A 23,095-nucleotide genomic window follows, 5' to 3' on the forward strand; every position below is an offset into this window, starting at 1 on the left:
CGCTACCCGTCCGGGTCGTGGACGGCGGTGTGCAGGGTCGTGTCGCCGTAGCGACGTTGCCTCCTCGCCCGCAGCGCGGGCGGCCACGGGAACGGGCCGTCGCGCCCCGCCCGCTCGACCACGACCACCGCGCCCGCCGCGAGCCAACCGTGCTCCGCGGCGACCCCGAGCCAGCCCGCGACCTGCGTTGCGGGCACGTCGTAGGGCGGGTCCACGAGCACGACGTCGTACGCGCGGGGGGCGGGCGCTGCGAGGACGGCGGCGGCGGGCGCCACCCGCACCTCCGCGCCGGCGAAGCCGAGGGCGGCGGCGTTGCGCCGCAGCACACCCGCGGCCCGCCGGTCGGACTCGACGAACAGCGCGTGCGCCGCGCCCCGCGACAGCGCCTCCAGCCCGAGCGCGCCCGAGCCCGCGCACAGGTCGAGGACGGCGGCCCCGGCGAGCCCGGGACCGGCCTCCAGCGAGGAGAACAGCGCCTCCCGCACCCGGTCCGATGTGGGCCGGGTGCCCGCGGGCGGGACGAGGAGCCGCCGGCCGCCCGCGCTCCCCGCGATGATGCGCGTCATTCCAGGACCAGCAGCAGGTCACCGCCCTCGACCTGCTGCACCTTGCCGATCGCGAGGCGGCCGACCCTGCCGGCCTCGTGGGCGGTGATGGAGGCCTCCATCTTCATCGCCTCGATCGTGGCGACGGTCTGGCCCGCCTCGACCTGGTCGCCCTCGCCGACCTGCAGCGTCACCACGCCCGCGAACGGCGCCGCGACGTGCTTCGGGTTGGACCGGTCGGCCTTCTCCGCCGCCTTGACGTCGGTGGCGACGGAGCGGTCGCGGATCGAGATCGGGCGCAGCTGACCGTTCAGCGTGGTGACCACGGTGCGGTAGCCGCGCTCGTCCGGCTCTGAGATCGCCTCCAGCTCGATGATCAGCGTGACGCCCTGCTCCAGCCGCGCGGTGTGCTCGACGTCCGGCTCCAGGCCGTAGAGGAAGTCCTTGGTCGACAGCACCGAGGTGTCGCCGTAGGCCTCGCGGTGGGCGAGGAACTCCTTGGTCGGCCCGGGGAACAGCAACCGGTTCAGGGTGGCCCGCCGGTCGGTCTCCAGCCCGGCGCGGTCCTCGTCGGTCAGCTCGACGCGCTCGCGCTCCACGGACCGGCCCTCGAGCGCCCGGGTGCGGAACGGCTCCGGCCAGCCGCCGGGCGGGTCGCCCAACTCGCCGCGCAGGAAGCCGATCACCGAGTCGGGCACGTCGTACTTGGACGGGTCGGCCTCGAAGTCCTTCGGCTCCACCCCCGCACCGACGAGGTGCAGCGCGAGGTCGCCGACCACCTTCGACGACGGGGTGACCTTCACCAACCGCCCGAGCATCCGGTCGGCGGCGGCGTAGCACTCCTCGACGAGCTCGAACCGGTCGCCGAGCCCGAGCGCGATCGCCTGCTGGCGGAGGTTGGACAGCTGTCCGCCCGGGATCTCGTGGTGGTAGACGCGCCCGGTGGGCGAGGGCAGCGCCGCCTCGAACGGCGCGTACACCTTGCGCACGGCCTCCCAGTACGGCTCGAGGTCGCTGACGGCCTGCAGCGAGAGCCCGGTGGGCCGCTCGGTGTGGTCGGTGGCGGCCACCAGCGCCGACAGCGACGGCTGGCTCGTCGTGCCCGCCATCGACGCGATCGCGGCGTCCACCGCGTCCACGCCCGCCTCGATCGCCGTGACCAGCGTGGCGAGCTGGCCGCCTGCCGTGTCGTGGGTGTGCAGGTGCACGGGCAGGTCGAACCGCTCGCGTAGCGCCGTGACCAGCGTGCGGGCCGCGGGCGGGCGCAGCAGCCCGGCCATGTCCTTGATCGCGAGGACGTGCGCGCCCGCCTCGACGATCTGCTCGGCGATGCGCAGGTAGTAGTCGAGCGTGTAGAGCTTCTCCGCCGGGTCGGACAGGTCGGCGGTGTAGCAGAGCGCGACCTCCGCGACGGCCGTGCCGGTGGCGCGCACGGCGTCGATGGCCGGGCGCATCTGCTCCACGTCGTTGAGCGCGTCGAAGATCCGGAAGATGTCCATCCCGGTGGCCACGGCCTCCTCGACGAAGGCGTCGGTCACCTCCGTCGGGTACGGCGTGTAACCCACCGTGTTGCGGCCGCGCAGCAGCATCTGGGTGCAGATGTTGGGCACCGCCTCCCGGATCGCGGCGAGCCGCTCCCACGGGTCCTCGGCGAGGAACCGCAGCGCCACGTCGTAGGTGGCCCCGCCCCAGCACTCGAGCGAGAGCAGCTGCGGCGTCATGCGGGCCACGTGCGGCGCGACCGCGACCAGGTCGCGGGTGCGCACGCGTGTGGCGAGCAACGACTGGTGGGCGTCGCGGAACGTCGTGTCGGTGACGGGTACGTGCGTCTGCTCGCGCAGCCACCGCGCGAAGCCCTCCGGGCCGAGCTCTCGCAGGAGCTGGCGCGACCCGTCCGGGGCCGGGGCGTCCACGTCGCAGCGGGGCAGCTTGTCCACCGGTTCGACGACCTGCGGCCGCGGCCCGTTCGGCTTGTTGACGGTGATGTCGGCGAGGTAGCTGAGCACGCGCGTGCCGCGGTCGGCGGGCTTGCGCGCCTCGAGCAGCTGCGGGCGCTCCTCGATGAAGCTCGTGGTGATCCGACCTTCGGCGAAGTCGGGGTCGTCGAGCACGGCGGCGAGGAACGGCAGGTTCGTCGACACGCCGCGGATCCGGAACTCCGCGATCGCGCGCCGGGCCCGGCGCACCGCGTTGCGGAAGTCGTGGCCGTAGCAGGTGAGCTTGACCAGCATCGAGTCGAAGTGGGCGCTCACCTCGGCGCCGGTGTGCGTGGTGCCGCCGTCGAGGCGGACGCCGGGGCCGCCGGGTGACCGGTAGGCGCTGATCGTGCCCGTGTCCGGCCGGAACCCGTTCTGCGGGTCCTCGGTGGTGACGCGACACTGCAGCGCGGCGCCGTTCAGGGTGACGTCGGACTGGTTCAGCCGCAGCTCCGGCAGGCTCATGCCGGCGGCGATCCGCAGCTGGGCGATCACCAGGTCCCGGTCGGTGACCTGCTCGGTGACCGTGTGCTCCACCTGGATGCGCGGGTTCATCTCGATGAACACGTGGTTGCCGCGCTCGTCGAGCAGGAACTCCACCGTGCCCGCGTTGACGTAACCGATGTGGCGGGCGAACCTCACCGCGTCGTCGCAGATCCGCTCGCGCAGCTCGGGGTCGAGGTTCGGCGCGGGCGCGATCTCGATGACCTTCTGGTGGCGGCGCTGCACCGAGCAGTCGCGCTCGTAGAGGTGCACGACGTTGCCGTAGGCATCGGCGAGGATCTGCACCTCGATGTGACGCGGGTTGATCACCGCCTGCTCGAGGAACACCGTGGCGTCACCGAAGGCCGACTCGGCCTCCCGCATCGCCGCCTCGACCGCCTCGCGCAACGCCTGCGGCTCGTCGACGCGGCGCATCCCGCGCCCGCCGCCGCCGGCCACCGCCTTGACGAAGAGCGGGAACCCGATGTCGTCGGCCGCCGCGAGCAGCGCGTCGACGTCGGCGGACGGCTCCGAGGAGCGCAGGACCGCTACGCCCGCCTCCCGGGCGGCCGCGACCGCGCGCGCCTTGTTGCCGGTGAGGTGCAGCACCTCGGCGGGCGGGCCGACGAACGTGATGCCCTCCCGCACGCACGCCTCGGCGAGCTCCGGGTTCTCCGAGAGGAAGCCGTAGCCGGGGTAGATGGCGTCGGCGCCCGCGCGCTTGGCCGCCTTGATGATCTCTTCGACGGACAGGTACGCGCGGACCGGGTGGCCGGGCTCGCCGATCTGGTACGACTCGTCGGCCTTCGCCCGGTGCAGCGAGTTGCGGTCCTCGTACGGGAAGACCGCCACCGTCGACACGCCCAACTCGTAGGCGGCGCGGAACGCGCGGATGGCGATTTCACCGCGGTTTGCGACCAGCACCTTGCGGAACATCCCGTTCGTCACCAGGGAACCGTACCCTCGGCACTCGATCGGACCCGTGCGAAGAACGCCACTCCTGCGGTACCAAGGAGAGGAATTCGACCGAGCCGAGGGGTGCCCGCCATGCGTCCTGACCCGGCCGCCGTCCACACGGCCGCCTTCGCCGAAGGCCGACGCCTGCGGGAGCGGGCGGAACGCCGCCGCGCGCGGCACATGGCCCGGGTGGAGGCCCACATGGCCCGCATCCAGCGGCACCGGGCGCGCCACCTGCGCCGCATGGCGGTGCGCCGGGCCCGCCGGCTGCACCCCGCCGCGATCGCGCTGGTCGTCCTGCTGGTCGGCATGACCATCGCCGGTGGCGTGGCGGTCACCGCCCTCACGCTGGTCGTCTTCATGTTCATGCTCAGCGCGCTCGCCGGGCCCGCGCTGCTCGTCGGCGGCACCGCGGTGCTGCTCACCCGCCGCCACCGGCGCCGCCGCGCGATGGCGGCGGGAACGGCCCCGCTCCCGCGCAGGCCGGCCGCCCCGCCGCGGCCCGAGGCCGTGTGGGAGAAGGCGCGCGACCGGTTCGCCGCGCTGAAGGCCGAGTACGCCGCCTTCGAGTGCGACCCGATGGAGGTGCTGCGCCGCCCCGCGCTCGCCGACGTGTCCGTGCCCAGCACCGCGCGGTTCGTCGACGCGTTCGCCGAGGCACAGGCGCTCGAGACCGACGCGTACCCGCCGGCGGAGCACGCCACGTCGTTCGTGTCGGCCGTCGACCGGGCCGAGCGCGCGTGGCGCGCCGCCGTCGACGCGGCGGAGCGGATCCGGCTCTCCGGCCTCGACCCCGCCGAGCGCGCCACGGTCGAGCGCGTGATCAAGCTGCTCACCACGGCCCGCGACTCCGACAGCGAACCCGAGCGCGCCGCCGCGTACGCCCGCGCCCGCGCCGAGCTGGGCAAGCTCGACCGGGCCGGGGTCATCCACCTCCCCCGCGGCGCCGCGGCCGCCCTCGACAAGGCCGCGCGGGGTGCGCTCCCGGCCTGAAACCCGCTAGATCCGCAGGTGAGCGCGGATCGTCGTCCCCCGCTCCGTCCGGTGGACGCGCACGAGGTCGGCGAGGTGGTGCACCAGCACCAGCCCTCGGCCGCGCGCCTGCTCGGGCAGGGGCGGCGTGCGGCCGGCGAGGAGGTCGTCGAACCGGCCGGCGTCCGCCACCTCGGCGACGACGTGGCGGTCGTGCGCCCACACCCGCAACCGGGCCGTGGTGCGCGCGTGCTCGAGGCTGTTGGTGACCAGCTCGTTGACGACGAACACCAGGTCGTCCACCCGGTCGGGACGCAGGCCCGCCCGCTCCCCCTCCGCGACCGCGAGGGCGCGGGCGGACGGCAGCGTCGCGGCGTCCACGACCAGTGTCGGCACCGGTCCCCGCGGCTCCGGCAGGGGCCGGTTGCAGTCGGCGAGCACCTCGTCGGGGCCGTACGGGGCGCTGCGGGGGCGTCCGATCAGCACCGGGTGGGTGCGTTCGGCGTCGGCGAGGACCACCGCGGGGAGCGCCTCGACGTCGTAGGGGCAGAGGATCTCGGCGCTCCGCCCCGCGAACGCGCGGTTGATCAGCGCCTCGTGCTCGGCGCAGGCCGGCAGCTCGGCGTCGCTGCGGCCCGCCCACACCGGCTCACCGACGATCCACACCCGGGCGGCGCCGTGTTCCTGGGCGAACGCGAGCAGCACCCCCGGCAGGATCCGGCCCGGGTTGCGGCCCTCCTCGGCCATGTCGAGCAGCCGCACGTGGGCGGCGGTGCCGCTCAGGGCCTCGCGGACCCACGCCAGCCGCTCCCCCGGCACGGCCACCGCCACCGGGTCCCCGACCGCGAGGGCCTCCTGGACGAACGGCATCGTCCCGGCCAGGTACTCGTCGATCCCGCGGTAGAACAAGGCCGGATGCCGGAACGGGTCGGCCCCGGTGGGCGACGCGGGCGCTGTCGGCGCGATCACGGCTTTCGTCCTCTCGACGTGAAGTCGAAGGGATACCCGGCCGGTGCCGCCGTCAGACCTTGTCGCCGTCAGACCTTGTCGCCGTCAGACCTTGTCGAGGTACGCGGCCCGTTCCTCGTCGCCGACCGTCTCCCCCACGAGGGCCGCCAGCCCGGGGTGGCGGCGCAGTCCCGGGTCGTCGGCGACGATGTGGGTGGCGTACGCCTGCGCCTTCGAGATGATCTCCTCGTGGTGCAGCAGTGACAGCAGGCGCAGGCCCGACCTGCGCCCGGACTGCAGCGCGCCCAGCACGTCGCCCTCGCGGCGCAGCTCCAGGTCGAGGCGGGCGAGCTCGAAGCCGTCGGTGGTGCCCGCGACGGCGTCGAGGCGCTCGCGGGCCGTGGTGCCCGCGGGCATGTCGGTGACGAGCAGGCACACCCCCGCCGCCGAGCCGCGCCCGACCCGCCCCCGCAGCTGGTGCAGCTGGGAGAGCCCGAACCGGTCGGCGTCCAGGATGATCATCGCCGTGGCGTTCGGCACGTCGACCCCGACCTCGACGACCGTGGTGGCCACCAGCACGTCGAGCTCACCCCGGTCGAACGCCCGCATCACGGCGTCCTTCTCGTCGGGCGGGAGCTTGCCGTGCAGCACGCCGATGCGCAGCCCCTTCAGCGGGCCCTCGGCGAGCTTGGGCGCCACGTCGAGGACCGCCAGCGGCGGGCGCTTGGAGCCGCCCTCGTCGGCATCGGCGCCGATGTCCGGATCCTCGGTGTCGACGAGCTCCTGCTCGCCGTCGGTGCCGCCGACGCGGGGGCACACGACGTAGGCCTGGTGCCCGGCCTCGACCTCCTCGCGCACGCGCCGCCAGACCCGGTCGAACCAGCTCGGCTTCTCCGCGAGCGGCACCACCGTGGTGGAGATCGGGGAGCGGCCCCGGGGCAGCTCGCGCAGCGCCGAGACCGCGAGGTCGCCGTACACGGTCATGGCGACGGTGCGCGGGATCGGCGTGGCCGTCATGACCAGCATGTGCGGGGCGAGCTCGCCGCGGCTGCGCAGGGCGTCGCGCTGCTCCACCCCGAACCGGTGCTGCTCGTCGACCACCACGAGCCCCAGGTCGGCGAACCCCACGTGCTCCTGGATCAGCGCGTGCGTGCCGACGACGATGCCCGCCGCGCCGGACTGCGCGTCGAGCAGCGCCTGCCTGCGGGCCTTCGCCCCGAGCGAGCCGGTGAGCAGCGCGACGCTCGTCGCCTGCTCCGCCGCACCCAGCTCGCCCGCCCTGCCCAGCGGGCCGAGCAGCGTGCGCAGGGAGCGGGCGTGCTGCGCGGCCAGCACCTCGGTGGGGGCGAGCAGCGCGGCCTGGCGGCCGTTGTCGACGACCTGCAGCATCGCCCGGAGCGCGACGACCGTCTTGCCCGCGCCCACGTCGCCCTGGACCAGCCGGTTCATCGGGTGCTCGCGCGCCAGGTCGGCGGAGATCTCGGTGCCGACGGCGTGCTGGCCCGCGGTGAGCGCGAACGGCAGCTGGGCGTCGAACGCGTCGAGCAGTCCGCCCGGCTTCGGCGGACAGGGCGGGGCCGGGCGCTGCGCGGTGTTCTGGCGGCGCAGCGCGAGCGCGAGCTGCACCCCCATGGCCTCGTCCCACACGAGCCTGCGGCGGGCGGCGTGGATGTCGGCCTCGGACTCGGGCACGTGGATGCGCCGCAGCGCCGTACCGAGCTCGGTGAGCTTCTCCCGCTTCGTCACGAGCTCGGGGAGCGGGTCGGTGGGGTCGTCGAGCAGGTCGAGGACCTGCCGGACGCAGCGCGCCACCTGCTGCGAGGTGATCTTTCCGGTGGCCGGGTAGACGGACAGGAACGGCCGGACCTCGTCGGCCTCGTCGAGCGGCTCGAACTGCGGGTGGGTGAGCTGGAGCTTGCGGTTGAACACGCCCACCTTGCCGGAGAAGACCGCGCGCACCCCGGGCTTGATGACGTGCTGCACCTTGTGGCCGTTGAAGAAGGTGGCGTCGATCGTGGCGCCCTTCTCGTCGCGGAGGACGACGTTGAGCAGCTTGCCGCGCCGCGAGCGCATGTCGCGCAGCACCGACCTCTCCACCTGGGCCACGAGCGTGGCCTGCTCGCCGATCTCCAGCCCGGCGATGTCGGTGAGCTTGCCGCGGTCGACGTAGCGCCGGGGGTAGTGGCGTACGAGCTCGCCGACGGTGGTGATGTCCAGCGACTTCAACGCCTCGGCGGTGCGCTTGCCGACGAGCGGCTCGAGCGCGCTCGACATGTCGATCCCGGTCATTCCACCCCCAGCACGAGCGGGTAGTCGGTCTGCCCGCCCCGGTGCACGACGACGTCGACCTCGGGGTGGGTGCGGCGCAGGTCGGCCGCGAGCCCCTCCCCCAGCGAGGGGTCCGTGCCCTCGCCCAGCAACACGGTGACGATCTCACCACCCGCGGTGAGCATGCGGTGAGCCAACCACAGGGCACCGACAGCCAGGTCGGGGGCGATCAACACGACCTCGCCGTCGGTGATCCCCAGCACCTCGCCGGGCTCGCAGCGGCCGACCCACGTCAGGGCCTCGGTCTCGGCCACGACCAGCCCTCCGGTGCGGGTGCCCGCCGCGGCCTCGGCCATCGCGACCACGTCGTCGGCGGCCCGCCGGTTCGGGTCGTGGACGGCGAGCGCGGAGAGCCCCTGCAGCACCGACGCCGTGGGCAGCACCAGCACCTCCTGCCCGTCCTCGCGGGCCGCGGCGGCGGCCCGCTCGGCCACCGGGGCGAGCTCGGCCTCGTCGGGCAGCAGCACGACGTGGCGCGCGCGGGTGCCGGCGAGGGCCGCGACGAGCTCGCCCTCCTCGATGCCCCGGCCGGGCGTGCGCTCCAGCACCACGGCGCCCGCGGAGCGGGCCAGGTCGGCCACCTCCGCCCCGCAGGCGACCATCAGCACCGCCCGCTCGCGGGTGAAGCGGCCCTCGGCCTCGACGGGGGCGTCCTGCTGCTGGTCGGCGAAGCGCACGACGGTGATGCGGTGCGGCCGGCCGGCCTCGATGCCCGCCTCGATCGCCGCGCCGATGTCGGTGCAGTGGACGTGGACGTTCCACAGCCCGTCGGCGTCGCCCGCCACCGCGACGCAGTCGCCGATCGCGGCCAGGCGGGAGCGCAGCTCGGCGACGCGCGCCTCGTCCGTGCCGTCCAGCAGGTACATGACCTCGTAGTCGTGCTCCTCCGAGCCGCCCTCCCGCTGCGCCACCAGCACCTCTCGACCGCGAGCCACCGGCACCGGGGTACGGGGCAGCTCGCCGCCGCTGCGCCCGGTGACGAGGCCGGCGAGCGCGTCCAGCACGAGGTAGAGGCCCAGACCGCCCGCGTCCACGACCCCGGCCCTCGCCAGCTCCGGCAACTGCCCCGTGGTCTTCTGCACCGCAGCGCCGGCCGCCTCGGCCGCCGCGACCGCGACGTCCTCGAGCCGGTCGGACTCCACCTCGGCGGCCGCCTGCGCGGCGGCGGCGAGCACGGACAGCACGGTGCCTTCCTTCGGCCTGCTCACCGCGGCGGTGGCGAGCCGGTGCGCCCGCTGCAGCGCGTCGGCCAGCACGGCACCCGCGGGCCGCCTGGCCCGCGCCACCGCCTCCGCGAGCCCGCGCAGCACCTGGGACAGGATCACGCCCGAGTTGCCGCGGGCGCCGACGAGCGCGCCCCGCGCCAGCGCGGCGGCCACCGCGGCCGCCGTCCGCCCCGCCCCGTTCTCCCGCGCCGACCGCCGCACCGCGTCGGCCGCCGCGCGCATCGTCAGCAGCAGGTTCGTCCCCGTGTCGCCGTCGGCCACCGGGAAGACGTTGATCCGGTCGATCTCGGCGCAGTGCCGCTCGAGCGCGGCCGTGGCAGCCCGCGTCCATCTCGTGAGCAGCGCGATGTCGAGGGTCGAGGGCACGTCCGCGAGCCTATGCCGTGGGGCCCGTGCACGACGGCGCGACGGCGCAGGTACCCTGGTTCCTCGCGACCGGGGCAACCCCGGCCTACCCACCCACTACCCGAGGAGTGTCCGACGTGGCTGCCGTCTGCGACGTCTGTGGCAAGGGTCCGGGCTTCGGCATGTCCGTCTCGCACTCGCACCGCCGCACCCACCGTCGCTGGAACCCGAACATCCAGACCGTGCGCGCCGCCGCCGGTGGTGGTAACCGCAAGCGGCTGAACGTGTGCACGTCGTGCCTGAAGGCGGGCAAGGTCGCGCGCGCCTGAGCGCAGACACTCGTACGAACGGCACCCTCGTCCGCTAGCCGGATGGGGGTGCCGTTCGCACGTCGTGGGGTGCGGGCCCCGACCCCGCGCTACCCGCCGCCGAGCAGCGCCAGCGAGATCGCCGGGACGTAGGTCACCAGGAACAGCGCGGCGAGCAGCACCAGGGCCGTCGGGATCGCGGCCCGCGCCACCTGCAGCACGCTCATGCCCGACATGCCGCTGGCCACGAACAGGTTCAGGCCCAGCGGCGGGGTCACCATGCCGATCTCGAGGTTCATCACCATGATGATCCCGAGGTGGATCGGGTTGACGCCGAGCTCCACCGCGAGCGGCAGCAGGATCGGCGCGATGATGAGGATCGCGCTCGACGTCTCCATGAAGCACCCGGCCACGAGCAGGAGCAGGTTCACGAGCAGCAGGAACGACCACTTGTCGAGCTCGTAGCCCAGCAGGGTCTCGGTGATGTCGCGGGGGATCTGCTCCGAGGTGAGCACGAACGAGAACAGGATCCCGTTGGCGATGATGAACATGATCATCGCCGAGGTGCGGGCCGAGGAGAGGAGGATCCCGCCGAGGTCGCGCAGGTCCAGCTCCCGGTAGACGAACACCGACACGATCACCGCGTAGAAGACGGCCATGGCGGCCGCCTCGGTCGGGGTGAACACGCCGCCGTAGATCCCCCCGAGCACGAGCGCGGGGAGGGCGAGGCTCAGCACGGCGTCGCGGAGCGCGCGCAGCTTCTCCGCCGTCGTCATGGCGATCGCCTCGTCGCCGGAGCCGTACCCGCGCCGGTACGAGATCCCGACGACGACGGCGAGCAGCATGGCGCCCGCGACGAGACCGGGGAGGACGCCGGCGACGAACAGGTCGCCGATCGACTCCTCGGTCGAGATCCCGTAGACGATCAGCGGGATCGACGGCGGGATGAGGATGCCGAGCGAACCGGACGTCGCGATCAGGCCGGTCGAGAAGCGCCGCGGGTAGCCGTTCGCGATCAGCGCCGGGATGATCAAGGTGCCGACGGCGACGACGGTGGCCGGGCTGGACCCGGAGATGGCGGCGAAGAACACGCAGGCGAGCACACCGGTCATCGCCAGGCCGCCGCGGAACTGACCGACCACCGCGTTGCAGGCCGCGATGATCCTCCTGCTGATCCCGCCGCGGCTCATGATGCTCGCGGCGAGCACGAAGAACGGGATCGCCATCAGCGGGAACGTGTTCAACGAGTTGAACAGCCGCTCCGGCACCTGGGTGAGCGGGATCGTCGTGAAGTAGAAGAAGTACGCGAACGAGGTGAGCCCGAGGGCCACCGCGATCGGGGCCGAGGAGAACAGCAGCGCGAAGAGGGTGACGAGCAGGACGGTCGAGGCTTCGGTCACCGGCCGTTCTCCTCCTCGTCGTCCCGCTTGACGCTGCGCTCGACGTCACGCGGGTCGAGGCCGGTGGCCTCCGCCTCGACCTCGAGGAGCGAGCGCTCCCCCTCGGCGAACGCCTCGACGCCCCGCGCGTTGCGCACGAGGATCTCCAGCGCGCGCACCAGCATCAGCGTCAGGCCGATGGGCACCGCCAGCTCCACCACCCACAGGGGCAGCTTGAGCGCGGGCGTGATCGTCGAGGTGGAGAACGGCTCGAACAGCAGCAGCCACGCCAAGGCGCCGATGCACACCAGGTACACCACGGTGACGGCGGCGGCGATCACCGCGAGCGCGCGCTTCCCCCGCGCCCGCAGGAACGGGCCGAAGACGTCGACGTTGACGTGTTCGTTGTGCCGCAGCGTGACGACGGCTCCGATGAAGGTCGAGTAGATGATCAGGTAGATGATCGCCTCCTCGGACCACCACAGGAAGATCCCGAAGAGGTACCTGACCAGGATGGCGACGATCGCGATGACCGTCGCCGCCCCGAGCGTCGCCGCGGCGAGCACGTTCTCGACCCGCGTCAGCACCCGGTCCAACCGGTGCACCGAACCCGCCAAGGCGCTACTGGGCGGTCTGCTGGGAGAGCAGGTCGTTGACCAGGTCCTGGCCGATGACGTCGGCGTACTGCTCCCAGACCGACGGCACCACGCGGTCCTTGAACGCCTGGCGCTCCTCCGGGGTCAGCTCGGTGATCGTCGTGGTGCCCGCCTGCTCGATCGTGGCACGGGCGTCGGCGTTCAGCTTCGCCGCGATCTCGCGGTTGTAGGCGCTCGACTCGTCGGCCGCCTCCTGGACCACGGTCTGCAGGTCGGGCGGCAGGTCCTGGAAGAACTGGTTGTTGATCACCAGCACGTAGCCGATGTAGCCGTGGTTGGACTCGGTGATGTAGCGCTGCACCGTGTGCATGTTCTGCGACTCGATGTTCGAGTACGGGTTCTCCTGGCCGTCGACCACGCCCTGCTGCAGCGCGTTGTAGACCTCGGAGAACGCCATCGGGGTGGCGCTCGCGCCCCACTTCTCGAACTGGGTGCGCAGCACGTCGGAGGGCTGGATGCGGAAGCTCAGCCCGGCCAGGTCGTCGGGCGTGCGCATCTCGGTGTTCGACGACAGCTGCTTGAGCCCGTTGTCCCACAGGCCCATCACCTTGATGTTGTTGGCGGCGAGCTGCTCGTTCTCGTAGATCGCCTTGCCCACGGCCGAGTCGGGCGAAGCGACCCGCGGGATGTCCTCGACGCTGTCGAACAGGAACGGCAGGTCGAGCACCTGCAGCGCCGGCGCGATCGTCGTGAACTTCGCGCTCGCCGGGGCCAGCACCTGCACGCTGTTGGACTGCAGGGCCTGCAGCTCGTCCTTGTCGCCGTAGAGCTCGGAGTTCGGGTAGACCTCGACCTTGATCCGGCCGTCCGACCGCTGCTCGACGATCTCCTTGAACTTCTCCGCCGCCTGCCCCTTCGGCGTGGCCGGGGCGACGACGTGCGAGAACTTGATCGTGATTGTCTCGCCGCCGGCCGCATCACCGCCGCCCGCCCCGGCACCGCGCATGCCGCACGCGGCCAGGGCGAGCGTCGCCGCGAGCAGCAGCGCTGCGAGCTGAGCACGACGTCCTTGTCGTCCCATCATCCGTCCTTCCCCGCGGGGTGGCTCGTCTCTGATCGGGATACTCGTGGAGGACATCCCCTTTTGGGAAGGTCCGTTCGCTAACGGTCCGGTCCCAGCTTCGTCCGGCCGGTTGGCACCGGCTCCCCCGATCGCTCCGCGTGACGGCCTCCACCTGGCGCCGGCGCCCCAGCGAGGGGCGTTGACGGGTGCCTGGCGGCACAGGCTCCTGACAGGTCACGACCCCGCCCGACGATCATGCGCAGCGATCCTCCGGGGTGGGTTGCGCAGAACTCGATTCGCGTCACCCGGCCGCCGGTGGGCGCGCCTGGTCGCTCCGCCGGTCTCGGCACCCCGCCCGGTCGGTGTGTTCGCTGCGAGTGGCCCGGGGCCCGCTCGGGTTCTCGCCTCGGGTGGGTGGTTTGCCCTCCGCAGCTCCGCTGAGCGACCCGGCGGACCGCACCACGCGCCGGCCGCCGCGCGGCGCCCGCACCCGCACCGGACCGTTGCCGGGCAGCGCGGCGCCGGTGGAGGCATCCACGTGAACGATCACCTCGGCGTTGCCGCGCTCGAGCCCCTGCCCACCGCCAGATCAGCGACCCCCGCGCGAGACAGGTCCTCGGGTGGGGCGACGAGCCGGCGGGCCGCCCGGATCAGGGTCACCAGGCGGCTGGCGGACCCGTGGAGCGCGATGTTCAGGCAAGGGACCCATCCGGGCCCGACCCCTTTCGGGCGCGAATCAGGTTCCGCGGAACCCGACATCCGAGGCAACCGCCTCCCGGCGGCGCCGCGCCGAATACGGGCAGGCCCGCGGGCCTGCCCGACGAATGCCTGCCCGGTAGGGGCCGCAGAGGCTGGCGGGTCGAGGGTCGCCAAGCGATCCGCGGAGCGGACGCCGTCAGGCGCCCTCGACCTGCGAGAAGCGGCCCCGCACGACCCGTGGCGCCACCGGTGAGGCCCACCCGGCGCCGCTGACCCGGACAGCGCCGAACAGGTTCAGCGGAACCCGGGGTGAGGAAGCCTCATGGCGCTGCGAGGAGTCCACCGGGGCCTCCCCGGGCGCAGCGCGTCGGCCACCGGCCCAGGGGTACCTGCCTGCGCAGCCGTCAGGGCAGCTTCCAGTCCACCGGCTCCCCACCCAGCTCCTCGAGCAGGGCGTTGGCGCGGCTGAAGGGGCGGGAGCCGAAGAACCCGCGGTCGGCCGACATCGGGCTGGGGTGGGCCGACTCGATGCAGGGGACGTCGCCGAGCAACGGGACGAGGTTGCGCGCGTCGCGCCCCCACAGGATCGCCACGAGCGGCTGCCCCTCGCGGGCGACGAGGGCGCGGATGGCCTGCTCGGTGACCTTCTCCCAGCCCTTGTCCCGGTGGGAGCCGGGGTTGCCGGGCTCGACGGTGAGCACCCTGTTGAGCAGCAGCACCCCCTGCTCGGCCCACGGCGTGAGGTCGCCGGTGGACGGGGTGGGGTGGCCGAGGTCGTCGGAGTACTCGCGGAAGATGTTCACCAGGGAACGGGGCAGCGGGCGTGTCTCCGGCGACACGGAGAACGACAGCCCGATCGCGTGCCCGGGCGTCGGGTACGGGTCCTGGCCGACGATCAGCACGCGCACGTCGTCGAACGGCTGCTGGAACGCGCGCAGGACGTTGCGGCCCGCGGGGAGGTAGCGGCGGCCCGCCGCGAGCTCGGCGCGCAGGAAATCCCCCATGTCCGCGATCACCGGGGCGACCGGGGCCAACGCCTTGGCCCACCCGGCCTCGACGACCTCCTCGAGCGGTCGTGCCGGCATCAGGCGATCCTCCTCAGCTCGGCGCGGAACCGCTTGCCGCGCCGGATGTAGCTCTGCACCGCGTGGTCGAAGTAGCCCTCTGGCACCTCGTGGCCCTCCCGGATCCGGGCCGGCACGCCGATCGCCATCCGGCGCTGCGGGATCTCCGTTCCCGGCGCCACGACGGCACCGGCCGCGACGACGGCCCCGGCTCCGACCCGGGCGCCGTTGAGCACGACCGAACCGGACGAGATGAGGGCGTTGTCGCCGATCACCGCGCCCTCGATGTGCACGTTGTGCCCGACGGTGACCTCGCTGCCGATGATGGTCGGCTCGCGCAGGGTGCAGTGGATGATCGACCCGTCCTGCACGCTGGTGCGCGGCCCGACCTCGATCCGCCCGTCGTCGCCGCGCAGCACGGCGGTGGGCCAGACCGAGGCCTCCGCGCCGATGGTGACGTTCCCGATCACGACGGCGTCCGGGTGGACGTAGGCGTCGGGGTGGATGTCCGGTTCGACGTCTCCGAGCGCGTAGAGGGGCACCCGGGGAGCTTAGGACGGGCGGTCCTCGGGCAGTTTGGCGGCCAGCTCGTCGGCGACCAGCGTGTCGCGGCGGACGACGCCCCCTCGGTAGCCGGAGCGCCCGAGCAGCTGCGCGATCACCGGCGCCGTGATCACCTGGAACAACGCGACCAGCAGGAGCGTGACCGCGCTGTCCATCTCCAGCCGCAGCGCGGTGCCGGCGAGGATGAGCAGCAGGCCCAGCGTCTGCGGCTTGGTGGCGGCCTGCATGCGGCTCAGCAGGTCGGGCAGGCGCACCAGCCCGAGCGCCCCGAGGAAACAGGACACGGCGCCACCGAGCATCAGCACCGCCGCGAGGACGTCGAGGATCATCGGCCTCCCCTCCTGCGCTCGGCCAGCCGCGAGGCCGTCGCCGACCCGACGAACCCGATGAGGGCGACGGCCGCGAGCATCGGGATGTTGGACGAGTCGCGGTGGATCGCGACGTACACCGCGGCCGCGGCCACGATGAGGATCACGAGCACGTCGAGCGCGGCGATGCGGTCCAGGGTGTCGGGGCCGAGCAGCAGCCGGACGAGGGTGAGCGCCCCGGCGGCGCAGAGCAGCACCAGCACGACGGTGAAGACGACGGTCACGACATCCTCCCCATGAGGCGCTCCGCTTCCGCCTCCTCCTCGGGGCTGCCCAGCGCGGCGAGCACCCGCCGCTGGATGTCCATCGCGCGCAGCCGGGCCCGCTCGACGCCGGCGCGGTCGCGCGGGCCGAGCGTGTAGACGTACCAGACGGCGTGGTCCTGGTCGATCTGCAGCGCCATGGTGCCCGGGGAGAGCGAGATCGCGTTGGCCATCACCGTGACCACGCGGTCCGACGACGTCAGCAGCGGGACGGCGAGGATCGCGCCGCGGGCGCGGGGCCCGTGGCGCAGCACCTCCCAGCTCACCTCCAGGCCGGAGACGAGCAGGTCCCAGATCAGGAACAGGACGAGCCCGGCGACCCGCAGCGGGCGGATCGGGAGCCGGTCGATGGCGGGCGGCATCCGGAACACCGTGGTGATCAGCAGCGCGACCAGCACGCCGCCCACGATCGAGGCCGGGCTGAACGTGCCCCAGAGCAGCACCCAGACCAGGGTCAGCCACAGCACGGGGGACAGCCTGCGGATCCGGGTCACGGCACCTCCCCCAGCACGGCGATCCGGTACGGCTCGCGGTCGAGCAGGTCGACGCCGGCCCGCTCGGTCATGCTCGCGAGCGGCCCGGCGAAGACGGCGATGCCGAGGCTCGCCGCGATGAGCCCCGCCGTGGCCGCGTACATCGGCACGGACGTGCGCGCCGTTCCGACGAGCACCTCGTCGGTCGGGTCGGCGTCGGGCACCGCGGGCTGCGGTTCACCCCAGAACACCTGGACCCACACGCGCACCAGCGCGTAGAGGGTGAGCAGGCTCGCGAGGATCACGACGCCGGCCACGGCCTGCTCTGCGGGGCCGCTCCCCGCGCCGGCCTGCAGCAGCGCGAGCTTGGCGACGAAGCCCGCGGTCGGCGGGACCCCGGCGAGGGTCAAGGCGGGGATGGCGAACAGGACCGCGAGGCCCGGCGAGGTGCGCAGCAGCCCGCCCATCCGGTCGAGGGCGACGGTGCCGGTGCGCCGGGTGATGAGACCGCTGACGAGGAACAGGGTGGCGAGCACCGTGATGTGGTGCGCCGCGTACAGGGCGGCCCCGGACAGCCCCGCCGGGTCGAACACCGCGAGCCCGTAGAGCAGGAATCCGATGTGGCTGACCAGCAGGAACGACAGCAACCGGTTGAGGTCGTTCTGGGCGAGCGCCCCGAGCACCCCGACGAGCATCGTGGCGACCGACAGCACGAGCATGAGCGTCCACGGCTCGTCGCGGGGGAAGAGCAGCGTCTGGGTGCGCAGCAGCGCGTAGAAGCTGACCTTCGTGAGCAGCCCGGCGAACAGGGCCGCGACGGGGCCCGGGGCGTTCGGGTAGCTGTCGGGCAGCCAGAAGTGCATCGGGACGATCGCCGCCTTGATCCCGAAGACGACGAGCAGCATCATCCCGAGCACCGTCTGCAGCCCGGTCGGCAACTCGTCCACGCGGCCGGCCAGGTCGGCGAGGTTGACGGTGCCGGTGGCGGCGTAGACGAGCGCGACGGCCGTGAGGAACAGCAGCGACGACAGCAGGCTGACCGTCACGTACGTCATGCTCGCCCGGATCCGGTTCGCCCCGGTCCGCCGGGTGATCAGCACGTAGGACGCGGTGAGCATCACCTCGAACGCCACGAAGAGCGTGAACAGGTCGCCGGTGAGGTAGGCGAGCGACACCCCGGCGCAGAGCATGAGGTACATGGGGTGGAACGTGGTGCTCGCCGTGGCCCGGCCGTAGTCGGCGATGCGCTGGTCGATCGCGTAGACGAGCACGGCGAGCGTGACCAGCGTGGACACCAGCAGCAGCAGCGCCGACAGCCGGTCGGCCACCAGCGCGATCCCGACGGGCGCGTCCCAGCCGCCGAGTTCGGCGACGATCGTGCCCTGCCGGTCGGTGGCCACGAGCAGCACGCAGGCGAGCACCGCCACCGCGGCGAGGACCACGATCCCGACGACCCGCTGCAGCGTGGCCCACCGGCTGCCGACGATGCTGGCCGCGGCGCCGAGCATCGGCAGCAGGACGGGGAGCGGCAGGAGCGCGTTCACCGGGCGGACCCCCTCGCCTCGGCCTCGACCTCGTCCGCGGTGCGTTCGGCGGCGTCGGGCTCGCCGTCGTCGTCACCGTTCTCCAGCGGGGCCGTCGGCGCCTTCTGGCGCGCGATCCGCCGGTCCTCGACGTCGTCCTGCACCTCGTCGTGGCCGACCAGGACGTAGGAGCGGTAGCCGAGCGCGAGCAGGAACGTCGTCAGCGCGAACGTGATCACGATGGCGGTGAGGGCGAGCGCCTGGGGCAGCGGGTCGGTGAACTCCTCGGGCGGCACGCCGCCGAGGATCGGCGGCCTGCCCGGCGGTCCGCCCGCGAGCTGCAGCAGCAGGTTGGTGCCGTGGCCCAGCACGACGACGCCGATCAGCACGCGCATGAGCGAGCGGGACAGCAGGAGCGTGATGCCGGTGGCGTAGAGCACCCCGACCGTCGCGGCCATGACGAGGTTGACGGTCATGAGCGGGGCTCCCCCACCTCGCGGATGTCGCGCTCGATGCCCGCGCCGAGCGAACGCAGCAGGTCGAGCACGACCCCGACGATCAACAGGTACACGCCTGCGTCGAGGAACAGGCTCGTCTGGGTCTCGAGGTGGCCCAGCAGCGGCACGTCGACCGCGAGCTTCGCGGTGGTGAGCACCGGCGCGCCGACGAGCATCGGCGCGAGCGCCGTGAGCAGGGCGACGGTGAGCCCGAGCCCGATGACCACCGGCGGGCGGACCTGCAGGACGGACTCGCTGCCGCCCGCGATGTAGCGCAGGACGAACGCCAGGCCGGCCACCAGCCCGGCCGCGAAGCCGCCGCCCGGCCCGTAGTGCCCGACGAGCAGCAGGTAGAGCGAGAAGACCAGCACCGTCCCGAACAGGGCCCGGGTGGTCATCTCCAGCAGGAGGGTGCGGTGGCGGTCGCCGCGGCAGGCGCCGGAGAGCATCCAGGCCTGGCGGGGTTGGTCCCATTCCTCGAAGGGCTTTTCCTCGAGCGCAGTCATCCGAGCACGTCCTCCTCGTGCTGTGGGCTGGCCTGCCCGCTCTCGATCGCCCCGGAGCGGCGGCGCCGGTCGTAACGGGTGGCGAGGACGAGGCTCGCCACGCCGGCGGCCGCGATGAACAGCACGCCGATCTCGCCGACGGTGTCCAGGGCCCGGAAGTCCACGATGATCGCGCTGACCACGTTGGTGGCGCCCGCCTCGGGCGCCAGCCGGGTGAGCTCGGCGCTGGTGGTGGCCGGTGCGGTCCGCGTCGCGGAGAGCACCAGCGCGAAGGCCGCGACCGTGATCCCCGTGGCCGCCCCGAGCATCGCCTTCGGCACGCGCACCCGCCGCGACGGGCGGGTCTCGGTGAAGTGCAGGGGCAACCGGCGCAGCACGAACACGAACGCGACCAGGGAGAGCGTCTCGACGAGGAACTGGGCGAGCGCGAGGTCCGGCGCCCCGTCGACGATGAACAGGCCACCGACCCCGTAGCCGATCACGCCGACCAGCAGGACCGCGGTGAACCGGCGCCGCGTCCGCGTCACGGCGAGCGCCGCGGTGACCACCACGACCGCGAGCGGGACCTGGATCAGCTCGTGGTAGGCCGGTACGTCCCGCGGCCACGCGTTCGCGAGCACCGTCGGCACGCCCGGCAGCAGGATGAACATCACCAGGATCGTCGACAGGTAGGCCGGTAGCGAACCGACCTGCAGCCGGCCGGTGACCCCGACCGCCACCCGGCCGATGCCCGCGATCGTCTTCTCGTAGGCGTGCTGGGCGTCGAACGGGCTGCGGCCCGCGAGCGGCTGGAGCCGGCCGCGGGCGGCGTGCACCGCGAGGCCGCCCGCCACCGCGATCGCGGAGAACACGAGCGGGAGCCCGAGGCCGTGCCAGAGCGCGAGGTGGTAAGCGGGGTCGCCGGGCAGCGCCGCGGCGTAGCTCGCCGCGTCGGCGTCGACCAGCGGTGTGGCGACGCCGAGGATCGGCCCCGCGGCGGCGCACAGCCACACCGGGACGTTCAGCGCGGGCCCGACGCCGCGGGCGTCGGTGGGGTCGCGGCCGGGCTTGCGGGCGAACGCACCCCACAGGAACCGCGCGCTGTAGGCGACGGTGAGCACCGAGCCGAGCAGCAGCCCGACCGCGACCACCCGGTTCTCGACGGTGCCGTGCAGGAAGGCCTCGAAGGCCGCCTCCTTGCCGACGAACCCGAGCAGCGGCGGCAGCCCCGCCATCGACCCGGCCGCGAGCGTCGCGGCGACGGCGAGGCCGGGCAGCGCGCGCCCGACCCCGGACAGCTTCCGCACGTCGCGGGTGCCCGTCGCCTTGTCCACGGCGCCGACGGTGAGGAACAGCGCGGCCTTGAACATCCCGTGCGCGAGCAGCATCGCGACGCCCGCCATCGCGGCGATCCGCCCGCCCGCGCCGAAGAGCACCATCAGGAAGCCGAGCTGGCTCACCGTGCCGAACGCGAGCAGCCGCTTGAGGTCGGTTGCCGACAGCGCCCGCCAGCCGCCGACGAGCATGGTGCCGAGGCCGACGACCAGCACCGGCACCGTCCAGACCGCGAGGTCGGCGAACGCGGGCGCGAGCCGCGCCACCAGGTAGACGCCCGCCTTCACCATCGACGCCGCGTGCAGGTAGGCGCTGACCGGCGTGGGCGCCACCATCGCGGCGGGCAGCCACGGGTGGAACGGCAGCTGCGCCGACTTGGTGAACGCGCCGAGCAGGATCAGCACCAGGGCCGCGGTGACGAGCCCCCCGCGGGGCGGGTCGGCGAGGATCTCCGAGATCCGGTAGGTGCCCGCGGCCTGCCCGAGCAGCACGAAGCCGAGCAGCATCGCAAGCCCGCCGAACACCGTGACCAGCAGCGCCTGCACGGCCGCCCGCCGCTCCTCGCGCCGCTCGCCGCCCTGCCCGACCAGCAGGAACGACGCGATCGACGTGAGCTCCCAGAACACGTACAGCGACAGCAGGTCGTCGGCGAGGACGAGGCCGAGCATCGCGCCCGCGAACGCGAGCAGCAGCGCCGCCGACCGGCCGGCGTCCGGGGAGCGGGCACCGAAGTACCCGGTGCAGTAGGCGAGGATCACCGCGCCGACGCCCGACACCAGCACGATCATGGCAACGGCGAGCGCGTCGAGGCGGAAGGCGAGCTCCAGCCCCAGCGCGGGCGACCACGCGGTGGTCTCGAAGATCCCCCCGGCGAGGGCGGGCCCCGCGTTCGCGAGCGCCCACACCAGCGCGGCGGCGGGCAGGACGGCCGCGACGCCGAACGCCGCCCTCGTACTGCGCGTCGCCACCAGGGGCAGCAGGCCCGCCACCACCAAGTGCGCTGCCACGAGCGCGAGCACGCAGTCTCCTCCCGGTCGTGCCACCGAGGCCCGCTCGGCCCCGTCGATCCGCTGTGCGAGGTCCGCTCAGCGTCGGGCGAGGCGCGCCCTCGCGCACGACGTACCCGGAACGGCCCGATCGTCGTCCTGGTCCCGCGAAAAGTTGGCGTGGTGCGCGCTCGGAAGCGGACAATCCGGGACAAGGCTCTCTCCTACAGCCTACCGATCAACTCCGCGGTTCGGCACGGGAAGCGGTCGCCGACACGCGCGGCGCCCGGTCGGCTACCGCCCGCGGCCGGGGTGGGCCACGGCGAGCGTGAGCGCGTCGGCGTCCAGTTCCACCTCGGCCCCGAGCGGCACGGTGAGCTGGCCGGGGCAGTGCCCGAACCCGAAGTCGGCCACCACCGGCACGCCGAGCGGGACCAGCCGGTCGGCGAGCACGTCGAGCACCTCCTCCGGCGGGCCGCAGTCCTGCCAGGAACCGAGCACGACCCCCGCGGCGCGGTCGAACCAGCCCGCGCGCAGCAGCTGGGTGAGGCAGCGGTCGATCCGGTACGGCGCCTCGGTGACGTCCTCCAGCAGCACGATCGCGCCGTCCGGCGGGGGTGGCACCGCGGGCCCGCCGAGCGTGGCGGCCAGCAGGCTGACCGTGCCCCCTGCGGTCGGGCCGGTCGCCCGGCCGCCGACCAGCGTCCACGCCCGCGGCCCGCCGTCCAGCACCGGCGGCGGGTCGAACAGGGCCCGGCGCAGGTGCTCGACGGCCTGCGGGTCGCGCACCGCGTCGGTGGCGACCATCGCCCCGAACAGCGTCACCACGCCGCAGCGTGGGCCGAGCGCGGCGTGCAGGGCCGTGATGTCGCTCGCGCCCACGAACAGGCGGGGCGGCGCGGCGGCCATCGCGTCCCAGTCCAGCAGGTCGATCACCCGCAGGGCGCCGTACCCGCCGCGGCCGCAGAGCACGGCCGCCACGTCCGGGTCGCACCACACGGCCTGCAGCTGCGCGGCGCGGGCGGCGTCGTCGCCCGCGAGGTAGGGCAGCCGCGGGTGGCGGCCCGCCGGCACCGGGTCGACGCGCAGCCCCCACGACCGCAGCAGGTCGAGGCCGGCGGCGAGCAGGGGCGGCGCGGGCGGGCCGGCCGGGAGGACCACCGCCACGCGGTCGCCGGGCCGCAGCGGCCGCGGCCAGGTGCGGGTCACCGGCGCCCTCCGTGCGCAGCTTCACAACCGGGAGCTGGAACGATCCAGAAGCCCGTCGCGCTGTACCGGGTGCACACCGCAACCGAGACCTCGGAGGAGGACAACATGATCACGTCGCGCCTCACGAACGCCGTCCGTCGCGCCCTGCGCGTCCTCGACGCCTGGACGCTCGAGGTGTTCAACCCGCGCTACCCGACGCCGCGCGCCTGAGTCCGCCGGGCCGGGGTGCTACTCGCGCTCCCCCGGCGGAACCAGCGGCCGCAGCCACACCCACAGCAGGAACAGGCCGGCGACCACGAGCATCCCGAGCCCCGACCACAGGTTGATGTCGATGCCGCCCGCCTTCGCGAGCTCGGCCTCGTCCTCGAAGAACAGGCCCATCACGGTCAGGATGACCCCGTAGACGCCGAACAGCACGGCGATCACCGTGCGCAGGTCGAACAACTGCGACGCCGCGCTCGGCGAGATGTGGTGGCCCTCGTGCTCGGACACGGTGCTCCCCT

General features: G+C 73.6%; 22 protein-coding genes. 3 read left to right on the top strand and 19 right to left on the bottom strand.

The window, feature by feature from the left end:
• Nucleotides 1-2: 2 nt before the first annotated feature.
• Nucleotides 3-566: a 16S rRNA (guanine(966)-N(2))-methyltransferase RsmD gene (rsmD, locus tag VKZ81_RS24065; RefSeq protein WP_324243934.1), complete on the bottom strand. Its 564-nt coding sequence runs from the start codon at nucleotides 564-566 to the stop codon at nucleotides 3-5.
• Nucleotides 563-3,940: a pyruvate carboxylase gene (locus tag VKZ81_RS24070; protein ID WP_324244003.1), complete on the bottom strand. Its 3,378-nt coding sequence runs from the start codon at nucleotides 3,938-3,940 to the stop codon at nucleotides 563-565. The genes rsmD and VKZ81_RS24070 overlap by 4 nt, the downstream gene beginning before the upstream one ends.
• Before the next feature lie 111 nt (nucleotides 3,941-4,051).
• Between VKZ81_RS24070 and VKZ81_RS24075 the strand changes: the two genes are divergently transcribed.
• A complete protein-coding gene (locus VKZ81_RS24075) occupies nucleotides 4,052-4,954 on the top strand; it encodes a hypothetical protein (RefSeq protein ID WP_324243935.1) in 903 nt (300 codons plus the stop codon).
• A 6-nt stretch (nucleotides 4,955-4,960) separates the two neighbouring features.
• Here the strand turns inward: VKZ81_RS24075 and VKZ81_RS24080 are convergent, their stop codons facing one another.
• From VKZ81_RS24080 to VKZ81_RS24090, 3 genes are all read right to left on the bottom strand, one after another.
• Nucleotides 4,961-5,902 carry a sensor histidine kinase gene (locus tag VKZ81_RS24080; RefSeq protein WP_324243936.1) on the bottom strand — a complete coding sequence of 314 codons (942 nt, stop codon included), beginning with the start codon at nucleotides 5,900-5,902 and terminating at the stop codon, nucleotides 4,961-4,963.
• A gap of 84 nt (nucleotides 5,903-5,986) precedes the next feature.
• Nucleotides 5,987-8,170 (bottom strand): ATP-dependent DNA helicase RecG, encoded by a 2,184-nt coding sequence (gene recG / locus VKZ81_RS24085; protein WP_324243937.1) that lies wholly within the window; start codon nucleotides 8,168-8,170, stop codon nucleotides 5,987-5,989.
• Nucleotides 8,167-9,801, bottom strand: a complete 1,635-nt coding sequence (locus VKZ81_RS24090; RefSeq protein ID WP_324243938.1) for a DAK2 domain-containing protein — start codon at nucleotides 9,799-9,801, stop codon at nucleotides 8,167-8,169. The genes recG and VKZ81_RS24090 overlap by 4 nt, the downstream gene beginning before the upstream one ends.
• Nucleotides 9,802-9,917: 116 nt before the next feature.
• Between VKZ81_RS24090 and rpmB the strand changes: the two genes are divergently transcribed.
• Nucleotides 9,918-10,109: a 50S ribosomal protein L28 gene (gene rpmB / locus VKZ81_RS24095; RefSeq protein ID WP_324243939.1), complete on the top strand. Its 192-nt coding sequence runs from the start codon at nucleotides 9,918-9,920 to the stop codon at nucleotides 10,107-10,109.
• Between the two features lie 89 nt (nucleotides 10,110-10,198).
• Here the strand turns inward: rpmB and VKZ81_RS24100 are convergent, their stop codons facing one another.
• The 13 genes from VKZ81_RS24100 to VKZ81_RS24160 form a co-directional block, all read right to left on the bottom strand.
• Nucleotides 10,199-11,488 (bottom strand): TRAP transporter large permease, encoded by a 1,290-nt coding sequence (locus VKZ81_RS24100; protein ID WP_324243940.1) that lies wholly within the window; start codon nucleotides 11,486-11,488, stop codon nucleotides 10,199-10,201.
• Nucleotides 11,485-12,054: a TRAP transporter small permease gene (locus tag VKZ81_RS24105; RefSeq protein ID WP_324244004.1), complete on the bottom strand. Its 570-nt coding sequence runs from the start codon at nucleotides 12,052-12,054 to the stop codon at nucleotides 11,485-11,487. Before VKZ81_RS24105 ends, VKZ81_RS24100 begins: the two co-directional genes overlap by 4 nt.
• Before the next feature lie 34 nt (nucleotides 12,055-12,088).
• Nucleotides 12,089-13,144: a DctP family TRAP transporter solute-binding subunit gene (locus VKZ81_RS24110; RefSeq protein ID WP_324243941.1), complete on the bottom strand. Its 1,056-nt coding sequence runs from the start codon at nucleotides 13,142-13,144 to the stop codon at nucleotides 12,089-12,091.
• Nucleotides 13,145-14,229: 1,085 nt separating this feature from the next.
• Entirely contained in the window at nucleotides 14,230-14,910 is a 681-nt protein-coding gene (locus VKZ81_RS24115; protein ID WP_324243942.1) for a uracil-DNA glycosylase, read from the bottom strand.
• A complete protein-coding gene (locus VKZ81_RS24120) occupies nucleotides 14,910-15,431 on the bottom strand; it encodes a gamma carbonic anhydrase family protein (protein ID WP_324243943.1) in 522 nt (173 codons plus the stop codon). The genes VKZ81_RS24115 and VKZ81_RS24120 overlap by 1 nt, the downstream gene beginning before the upstream one ends.
• A 9-nt stretch (nucleotides 15,432-15,440) precedes the next feature.
• Nucleotides 15,441-15,782 carry a monovalent cation/H(+) antiporter subunit G gene (gene mnhG / locus VKZ81_RS24125; protein ID WP_324243944.1) on the bottom strand — a complete coding sequence of 114 codons (342 nt, stop codon included), beginning with the start codon at nucleotides 15,780-15,782 and terminating at the stop codon, nucleotides 15,441-15,443.
• On the bottom strand, nucleotides 15,779-16,045 hold the full coding sequence (locus VKZ81_RS24130; protein WP_324243945.1) for a monovalent cation/H+ antiporter complex subunit F: 267 nt from the start codon (nucleotides 16,043-16,045) through the stop codon (nucleotides 15,779-15,781). Before VKZ81_RS24130 ends, mnhG begins: the two co-directional genes overlap by 4 nt.
• Nucleotides 16,042-16,578, bottom strand: a complete 537-nt coding sequence (locus VKZ81_RS24135; RefSeq protein WP_324243946.1) for a Na+/H+ antiporter subunit E — start codon at nucleotides 16,576-16,578, stop codon at nucleotides 16,042-16,044. The genes VKZ81_RS24130 and VKZ81_RS24135 overlap by 4 nt, the downstream gene beginning before the upstream one ends.
• Nucleotides 16,575-18,101, bottom strand: coding sequence for a Na+/H+ antiporter subunit D (locus VKZ81_RS24140; protein WP_324243947.1), 1,527 nt, complete (start codon nucleotides 18,099-18,101; stop codon nucleotides 16,575-16,577). Before VKZ81_RS24140 ends, VKZ81_RS24135 begins: the two co-directional genes overlap by 4 nt.
• On the bottom strand, nucleotides 18,098-18,556 hold the full coding sequence (locus tag VKZ81_RS24145; protein ID WP_324243948.1) for a Na(+)/H(+) antiporter subunit C: 459 nt from the start codon (nucleotides 18,554-18,556) through the stop codon (nucleotides 18,098-18,100). Before VKZ81_RS24145 ends, VKZ81_RS24140 begins: the two co-directional genes overlap by 4 nt.
• The gene (locus VKZ81_RS24150) at nucleotides 18,553-19,083 is read right to left on the bottom strand and encodes an MnhB domain-containing protein (protein WP_324243949.1); all 531 of its coding nucleotides are present in this window, start codon (nucleotides 19,081-19,083) and stop codon (nucleotides 18,553-18,555) included. Before VKZ81_RS24150 ends, VKZ81_RS24145 begins: the two co-directional genes overlap by 4 nt.
• Complete coding sequence (gene mbhE, locus VKZ81_RS24155; RefSeq protein WP_324243950.1) at nucleotides 19,080-21,416, bottom strand: hydrogen gas-evolving membrane-bound hydrogenase subunit E; 2,337 nt, start codon at nucleotides 21,414-21,416, stop codon at nucleotides 19,080-19,082. Before mbhE ends, VKZ81_RS24150 begins: the two co-directional genes overlap by 4 nt.
• A gap of 261 nt (nucleotides 21,417-21,677) precedes the next feature.
• Entirely contained in the window at nucleotides 21,678-22,592 is a 915-nt protein-coding gene (locus VKZ81_RS24160) for a S66 peptidase family protein (RefSeq protein WP_324243951.1), read from the bottom strand.
• 69 nt (nucleotides 22,593-22,661) lie between these two features.
• On the opposite strand from VKZ81_RS24160, the gene VKZ81_RS24165 reads away from it, so the two are divergent.
• Entirely contained in the window at nucleotides 22,662-22,802 is a 141-nt protein-coding gene (locus VKZ81_RS24165; RefSeq protein WP_324243952.1) for a hypothetical protein, read from the top strand.
• Nucleotides 22,803-22,820: 18 nt separating this feature from the next.
• On the opposite strand, the gene VKZ81_RS24170 is transcribed toward VKZ81_RS24165, so the two are convergent.
• Entirely contained in the window at nucleotides 22,821-23,084 is a 264-nt protein-coding gene (locus tag VKZ81_RS24170) for a hypothetical protein (protein WP_324243953.1), read from the bottom strand.
• Nucleotides 23,085-23,095 lie beyond the last annotated feature (11 nt).

Source organism: Pseudonocardia sp., assembly GCF_035305885.1.
GTDB lineage: Bacteria > Actinomycetota > Actinomycetes > Mycobacteriales > Pseudonocardiaceae > Pseudonocardia.